This is a genomic window from Actinoplanes sp. TFC3 (assembly GCF_001553785.1).
GTDB lineage: Bacteria > Actinomycetota > Actinomycetes > Mycobacteriales > Micromonosporaceae > Actinoplanes.
The window spans coordinates 563633-571266 of the sequence record NZ_LOJP01000001.1 but is presented as its reverse complement, the minus strand read 5'-3'; the positions used below and the strand labels follow the sequence as shown (position 1 = coordinate 571266).

General features: G+C 66.0%; 7 protein-coding genes. 3 read left to right on the top strand and 4 right to left on the bottom strand.

All coding sequences use genetic code 11. The features are described 5' to 3' along the window. The 4 genes from TFC3_RS37740 to TFC3_RS02465 all read right to left on the bottom strand — a co-directional run. The coding region (locus TFC3_RS37740) for a hypothetical protein (RefSeq protein ID WP_161952518.1) at positions 1 to 3158 on the bottom strand (3158 nt) is incomplete at its 3' end. Between the two features lie 47 nt (positions 3159 to 3205). Next, on the bottom strand, positions 3206 to 4021 hold the full coding sequence (locus tag TFC3_RS02475) for a hypothetical protein (protein ID WP_067494996.1): 816 nt from the start codon (positions 4019 to 4021) through the stop codon (positions 3206 to 3208). A gap of 132 nt (positions 4022 to 4153) precedes the next feature. Continuing rightward, complete coding sequence (locus TFC3_RS02470; protein WP_067494991.1) at positions 4154 to 4456, bottom strand: WXG100 family type VII secretion target; 303 nt, start codon at positions 4454 to 4456, stop codon at positions 4154 to 4156. 58 nt (positions 4457 to 4514) lie between these two features. Next, positions 4515 to 4835: a WXG100 family type VII secretion target gene (locus tag TFC3_RS02465; protein WP_067494989.1), complete on the bottom strand. Its 321-nt coding sequence runs from the start codon at positions 4833 to 4835 to the stop codon at positions 4515 to 4517. Between the two features lie 240 nt (positions 4836 to 5075). Here TFC3_RS02465 and TFC3_RS02460 point away from each other — a divergent pair, with 240 nt between their 5' ends. The 3 genes from TFC3_RS02460 to TFC3_RS37735 all read left to right on the top strand — a co-directional run. Then, positions 5076 to 5492: a YbaB/EbfC family nucleoid-associated protein gene (locus TFC3_RS02460; RefSeq protein WP_067505805.1), complete on the top strand. Its 417-nt coding sequence runs from the start codon at positions 5076 to 5078 to the stop codon at positions 5490 to 5492. Continuing rightward, positions 5489 to 6562: a WXG100 family type VII secretion target gene (locus tag TFC3_RS02455; protein WP_067494986.1), complete on the top strand. Its 1074-nt coding sequence runs from the start codon at positions 5489 to 5491 to the stop codon at positions 6560 to 6562. The genes TFC3_RS02460 and TFC3_RS02455 overlap by 4 nt, the downstream gene beginning before the upstream one ends. A gap of 18 nt (positions 6563 to 6580) precedes the next feature. Further along, positions 6581 to 7634 (top strand): hypothetical protein (locus TFC3_RS37735; RefSeq protein WP_201787112.1); only part of this gene is annotated, 1054 nt, incomplete at its 3' end.

Genomic DNA, 7634 nt, shown 5'->3' with positions numbered 1-7634 from the left:
CCCGGTCCCCCCCCAGCCATTCCAGGAGAACCATCCCCCGGTACGCCCGAAGCGCCCCCCTCAACCCCGCCCCCCGAAGCCTCCGCCCCGCCGGGCCCCTCAGCGCCGGAGAAGTCCCCGCCGGGCCGCTCAGTGCCGGAGAAGTCCCCGCCAACCTCAGCCCCAGGAATGCCCCCACCAGCGAAGCTGCCCCCCTCAGGAGCCCCGACGCCACCGCCCGGCCCGTCAACGCCGCCCGCCTCGAACCCGCCGGCTTCCGGCAGATCCACCTCACCAGCGCCCGACATGTCCCCCAAGTCAGGCACGGTTACCTCGGGCCCCGTCGAGCCACTGAGCCCCGCCCCACCCGCAGCCGTGCCCGAAGGCGCGTCAGGCACATCAACGCCAACGCCGCTTGGGTTCCAGGCGTCCGGATCGCCGTCCACCAGCCCCTTCGCGTCCGGAGCCTCAGGGATCCCGCTGCCCCCGGCACCAGGACCGCCGCCACCACCGGGCATACCCGGCATAGTCGGCAGGCCTGCACCAACGGGCACCCCGCCAGCAACAGGTGCTGTGCCAGCCGCGCTTTCCTCCGTACCGGGGGAATCGAAGGCCGGGACGCTCGGAGATTCAACGCCCGTCATTCCGGAACCAAGGTCTCCGGCGCCGCTCAAATTCGGAACCCCCGGCACCTCGGGGACGGACAAGCCCGCGCCACCGGCGGCGGTGCCACCGGGAGCAGCGGACACGTCCGCGCCACCCACCCCGCTGGGCTGCCAAGCATCGACATCGGGACCGATCAAGCCGTTTGAGTCCGGCGTATCCGGAATACCCGAACCATTCGCCCCACCCGGTCCGCCACTGCCACCGCCCGGCATACCCGGCATAGTCGGCATGCCCGCACCCACGCCAGCTCCTGGCAGCAAGCCAGCCCCGGGCAAAGCGCCAGCCCCTGGCAATGAGTCCGCGCCAGGCAACGACCCAGAACTGGGCAGCGAGCCAGAGCCGGGCAGGGAGCCAGAGCCGACAGGCGGAGCGCCCACCGAAGGCGACTCCCCATTACTCAAACCGGCACCACCAGGCAGCGCCCCGCCGGGAGCCTCCGGCACGTCAACGCCGCCAACCCCGGAAGGCTGCCAAGCATCAGCGTCACCGGTGACAAGTCCATTAGCGTCGGGCTTTTCCGGAATACCCGAACCATTCGCCCCACTCGGACTACCACCGCCCGGCATACCCGGCATGGTGGGCATGCCGGCACCCAAACCGGCACCACCGGGCAACGTCCCGGAAGGAGCGTCGGGAACATCAACACCGCCGCCCACGCCCGGCGCCCAATCGCTCAGGTCGCCGCCGACCAGGCCGTTCGCGTCGGGCTTCTCCGGAATGCCTGCGCCACTGCCGCCGCCAAGACCGCTGCCGCCGCCCGGCATTCCCGGCATTCCGCCACCGGGCATCGAACCGGACGGGGGGCTCGTGAGCGAGGGCGGCTGGAAGTCCTTCAGGCCGGAGCCACCAGCCGCCGTACCACCGGGCGCATCGGGAATTTCGGCACCTGCGATGCCGCCGGGCTTCCAATCGTCCTTGTTGCCGCCAAGCAAGCCGTTCGCGTCGGGGGTTTCCGGGATGCCCGGCGCGGCGCCGCCCGCACCTGACCCACCGCCCGCACCTGGCATCATGGGCATGCCGCCGCCTACGCCGGCGCTGCCGGGCAGCGTGCCGCTTGCGCCGGGCGGAGTGATCTCCGGGATGTCGATGCCTTTGACGCCCGAAGGCAGCCCCGAACCAAGCCCGCCCGGACTACCTGCACCGAGCCCACCCGGAAGACCACCGCCGAGCCCACCCGGACTGCCGGCGCCAAGACCGCCAGCATCGAACCCACTCGGGCTGCCCGAGCCCAAACCTGCACCGCCGAAACCGTCGCCCGCACCCGGCGCGTCCGGAATGGTGGGCGGTTTGACGGATTTGGCGGACAAGCCTGCCGGGCTCTTGGTCGAGTCTGAGTTCGGCGCGCCAAAGCCGGTCGAGCCGGGAGCGCCGGGCAGCACCGGCGGGGTGACCGAAGACGGTCCGCCGCCACCTGCTCCGGGCACATTGGTGTCCAAGCCTGGCAAGCCGCTGACCGATCCGGGGCCGCCGCCGGGAAGTCCTCCACCGCTGCCGGGCGCATTCACTTCAGGAACGGAAAGGGCCTTGGCATTCGGTACGCTCGCACCGCTGCCCGGCCCCGAAGCGTTGAACTGCGGCATGTTGGCGTTCGGCGTGTTCGCGTTCGGCCCGTTGAGCTTCGGCGCGTTGGCACTCGGGTTGTTCGGAGCATTGGGGACGTTCGGATTGTTGATGTTCGGGTTGTTCGGGTTCTTCAGCTCCGGATTCTTGATCTCCGGCGTGTTGATTTTCGGGATGTCCGGACCCTTGGGGTTCGGATTGTTGGGGTTGTTCGGCAGGTTGGGGTTCTTCAGGTCCGGCTTTTCCGGAGTGGGCGGCGGCTTCACCGGCGGCTGGCCGGTGCCGTCCGGCGGGGTCACCGAGCTGTACGTGAAGTCGTATTGCGAGGCCAGCGTTTCGACGACCTGGGCCATCTGACGGGCCATCGGCTTTTCGTATTCGGTGCCACTGATGGACACCATGCCGTCCTTGCCGCCGACACCATTTGCGGATGCGATACCCGCCCAGCCGGTGTCCAGCGTGTGCATGGCTTCCTGCGCCCAGCCGAGGTAGTTGGCACTCTTGTACAGCTGGTTGGGGATCGAGTTCGCCCCGCCGGTGCCGTCGACCCCGGAAATGCGCTCGCCCTGGGCTTTCAGGTAGTCGGCGAAGTAGTCCATCTTGGCGATGAACGCGTCAGCCGCAGTGCCCTGCCAAGCCTTGTCCTCACCGGCGATGGCGTGCGTCTGTTTACGCACGAAGTCTTCCAGGAACTTGACCGTGAGATACGCCTGCTGGAATGCGGCAGAGCCGTCCATGACGGACTGCGGGCTGACCATGCCGGCGGCTGCGGCCTGGCCATCGGCCGTGGCCAGCGCGGCGCCACCGGTGACCGAGGCCAGCAGCTTACGCCAGCCCCGGTCCTCCTCGGCCCACGTTTTGTAGTCGGTGAGGTCGCTCGTGGAGATGGTCGACGGAACGAATGTTGCTTCCTTCTCCGCCGAATTTGACCACGGATTCGGATCAGCAGCCATGAGGCTTCCCCTTCACGAAAACAACGACCACCGGGTTCAATCCCGGATTACTTACCGCCCGCAGTGGTGCCGCTGGATTGGCCGTAGTCACCGACGTCGCTGATCTTGCCCCAGGCGCCGTCCATGTTGTTGGTGAGCTGCTCGGCGGTCATGCTGTTGAAGTCTTCGGCCTTTTCGTATTCGTTGGCCATTTTGAGCAGGCCGCTCTTCACCGCCAGCAGCGCTTCCTGAACGGCGAGCAGCATGCCCATCGAATCGCCGCGCAGGCCGGCGTCGTTGGCGCTGACACCGTCGATTTTCTGCCGCAGCACCTCCGCCTTGGCGAAACCGCCAGGCTTCATCTGCACGGCTTTCAGCTTGTTACGGGCATCCGTCAGCATTCCGGTGCCGTCGTCTTTCACAATTGCGTCGATCTGGTTCGCGAAGTATTTGAGCGCTTCCGTGCTCACCGCGAGCTCTTTGTTGGCGTTGTTCGAGCCGCTGTACGGAACGTTCGAACCCTCGACCTTGGGCTCGGTGTACGGGACGTACTGCTTGTCGCCGTTGTAACCGTCGGGCTTGACGTTGCTCTCGTCGGTGACGTCGGCCTTGTAATCCTTCACCAGCGACTCCCAGTGATCAGTATCGACCACGTCGCTGCGGTACCAGTCCCAGGCGGCCAGCTCGTCCTGGTCGTAGTCGCTGCGATCGAAGCTGCCGCCGGTGCTTTCCTTGTGCTGCGGACTGTTCATGATGTCCGCTTCGATCTTCTTGATCACCGACCGGGTCCAGCCGGCGTCATGGCCGAGGGACTTGTCGTGGTCGGCGAGGACGCCGATCTTGTCGATGGCTTCGTCGTTGGGGTAACCGAAGTCGATGCTCATGGAGCCTCAATCCATTTCCGATGCCGGACGCCGGAAAGCCCAGCGGCCCGGTAGGTGAGCGCTCCGGGCCGAGGGGTGAGAACAGGCCGGCCACCAGCGTCCACGCGACGCGATGACCGGCCCGGCGGTAGTTCAGCCGCCGCGGACGTCGTTCCAGATCTGCGCGTGGCGCTGCTCGGTGGTTCCGTAGTTGTCGGAGATCTGCAGCAGGGTCAGGCGAGCCTGCTCCAGGTAGACCGACATCTCGTTGGCCGACTGGTTCCACTTGGCCTTGGAGACGTAGTACTGCTGCTGAGCGGCACCGGTCCAGTCGGCGAGGCTGGCCTCAACCGTCTGCTCCATCTGCTCCAGGGCCGACTTGATGCGGGTGTTGATCTGATTCATATCGGTCAGCACCGCGTCGGCCTGGTTGAAGTCGAACGTATAGTTGGACACCTTCGGTCCTTCCTGATCAGCGGGTCGTAAAGGGGCGGAGAAAGGGAAGAACCGAGGCTCAGACGCCCGGCAGCGCGGCACCGAAAGAGCTGGCGGTGCTGGCGGCGGTGTCTTCCGCCTGGACGTAACCCTTGGTGGTCACACCCATGACGTCGAGCATGTTGATGAGCTCGTTGATGACCTTCTGGAAAGAGCTCTCCCAGCTGTCCATCGCCTGGTTGAAGCCGTTCGACGCCTGTCCCGTCCACGACGACTGCAGAACGCTCATCTGGCCGTTGACGGCTTGCAACGAGCTGGTGAACTCGGTGGCCTTGTCCGAGAACTCCTGGGCAGCACGCTGCATGCCCTGTTCGGTAGTGCTAACGGTTGGCATGGTCACAGCCGAACTCCTCACGTCGGGCCATTCGCTTCGCAGCAAGAGTGTTCAGGCATGGCCGTACCGCATAACAACCCCTGACGGCCCAGATGTCCGAACGTCGGCGCAAGATTGCACGGCTTCGCCCGTCAAGCGGTACGGGGGAAGCGCCCGCTGCACGTTTCCACCCGGAAATCAGCTCGGCACTTCCGCTCGCCCGAACCGCCATTTTCACTGGATGCTGACGTGGAGGGAGCGGTGCCGATGAACTTCAACGAGCGCATCGAGAGCCTGTTCGAGGAATATCAGCGCCAGCGCAACAGCCTCACCGAGATGCAACAGCGGATGAAAGAGCTGAGCGCCACCGCCACATCACCGCGGCGTGAGGTGAGCGTCACGGTGGGCCAGAACGGCGTGCTGACCGACGTCAAATTCCCCAGCGGTGCCCACAAAAGACTCACTCCGGCCGATCTCACCGACTTGATCATGGCGACCTATGCCGAGGCCAAGGAAAGCGTCATGGCCCAGGCGGCCACGGTGCTCGCCCCAATGCTTCCGGACGGCATGGACGCCAATGCGCTCGTTCGCGGCACCGCGGGAACCGACGCCTATCTGCCGGCCGAGCCGAGAATGGCAACCAGCGTCCGCGAAATCCTCGGTATGGGACGGGCCGCCCAATGACGCTTCCCCATGGCCGGCTGTGGGTCAACCCGGAGGGTGTCAGCCAGGTCGGTGACACCTACGCCGAACACGTACAGCTGTATCAGCAGTATTTGGAGCAATTGCAGTCACTCCGCGATCGGTACGCCGACAGCTGGGGCGACGATGACATGGGCACCCAGTTCTCGAAGAAGTTCCTGGGTGGGATGGACAACCTCGAGCAGCTCATCGGCGGTGTCAAGGGCACCCTGAACTACACCGCTGAAGGTTTGCGAGAAAGCGGCAAGGCCTACCGCGACGCCGACGATCAGGCCGCCGAGGCCGGGCACAAAATGGCCGCCAACTTCGAGTCCACGCTGCCCGCCACGCCATTGTCCGCCACCAGGAGAGAAGTGGACAGTACGCAGCAAGGCGAGCCCCTGCGGGTCATGCGCGCCATGACCACCCAGGAACGGGTTCTCCGGCCGGCCCAGCCCACGCAGGAAAGCGAGCGCGCCGGCATCCTGGAATCCGGCCCGATCACCCGCGAGGTCCGTACACGCGTACCTGCCGCAGGTGTGCCGAATGGCGAAACGGTGGACACTCGCGGCGAGGTCACCGACCTCGAAATGGAGCCGCTACAGGCCAGGCGCATGCTCGCCAGGCCCGCCGACGCCGGCTTGGAGCCGCTGCAGCCCACCACTCCCGGCGTGCCGGCCAGCCCCGGCCTGGAGCCGCTGCAGCCCACGTTGCCTGCCCGGATGCCGGGAGCCGCGCCGGTAGGCATGATGACCTCGTCGCACCTGATGCGCGTCGACTATTTCGGAGCTCAGATCGGCGGCGAGCCGCTGCCCGAGGGTTACCGCCTCGAGGCGCTCAACCCGCTACCGGACGGCACCACCCGCGTGGACGCCAACCGCTACGACTCCATTACGCCGGTCAATGGCGCCGAGGTGACCGGTGCGAACGGACAGCCGCTCGACGCGGGAGGGGGCCAGTTCGTGGTGGTAAAGGAAAACCCGGACGTCGACCCGCTTGCCGAGGGTTACCAGCCGATGTACCTGGGCTTCAACCCCGACGGCACGCCCATTCCGCTGATTCCGGGCCAGTAGGGGCGCCGCCGTACCACAATGCCCGATTTTCACATTCCCAACGACCCAGAGTGGCAATGGGCGTACGACCTCATCCTCTATGGGGTCGGTGAGGAATTCCCCAAGGCCGACCCCACCGCCCTGCGCGCGATGGGCGATGAGCTGTACCAATTCACAAGTACGTTGCTCGGCGGCATGGGCGCCACGGCCGGCTTGGGCAATGCGGTAAGCAACAACCTCAACGGCCCCGCCGCCGACGCGTTCATGCAGTATCAGCAGGGGATCACCCAGAATGTCCCGGCCGGCGGCAACATCTCCAACGCCTTGGGCGAGGCGGCGTACCAGTTCGCCTTGGACTCGGAATCCACCCAGTACAACATCGTCATCGCGGCCTTCACCCAGGTAGTCGAAATCGCGATTGCGATGGCCTCGGGCTTCGGCGCAGCAGCGGTTCCCGGTTTAATCAAAATCGGTCAAGAAATCGTCAAAACGCTTATCGACTTCCTCCAGCAGCGCCTGCGCAACCAACTCGCCAGACTGGCCTGGGAAGCGTTGGAGGAGGGCCTCGAGGAGCTGTGGCAGAGCGCAGCCGCCCAGGTCACCCAGATCCTCGAAGGCAACCGCAAGGGCATCGACTACAAGGACCTGGCCATGGCCTTCGCCGGCGGCGCCTTCATCGGCGCGGGCGTCAGCGGCATGCACATGATCGGGGGCAAGCTCTACCCGAACATCAACAAGAACCTGCTCAGCCGCGAAACCCTGTCAGGCTTGGCGGAAACCCTCTTCGAGGGCCTGTTCACCATGATGGTCGGTGGCGGTGGCTTCAACCCCTTCGCCACCTTCTCCAGCTCAATCATCGGCGGGATGGCCCACCACTACGCCCAAGAATTCGGCAACCAATTCGGCGGTCCCAACACCAATGGCGGCCCAGGCGACAACCGCCCGCCACCGGTGCTGGACACGAACCACCTCAACACGCCGACGCCGCAGACCTCGGTGGAGGGACCGGACGTTCCTTCTGGGTCGGGGAAGGGGTCTGGCATTGGCTCGGGGAGTGGGTCTGGGCCTGAGGTTGGCTCTGGTGAGGGGGTTG

Excerpts from the sequence above, each read along its gene's own strand:
- TFC3_RS02475 (WP_067494996.1), bottom strand. The coding sequence starts at position 4,021 with ATGAGCATCGACTTCGGTTACCCCAACGACGAAGCCATCGACAAGATC.
- TFC3_RS02460 (WP_067505805.1), top strand. The coding sequence starts at position 5,076 with ATGAACTTCAACGAGCGCATCGAGAGCCTGTTCGAGGAATATCAGCGC.
- TFC3_RS02455 (WP_067494986.1), top strand. The coding sequence starts at position 5,489 with ATGACGCTTCCCCATGGCCGGCTGTGGGTCAACCCGGAGGGTGTCAGC.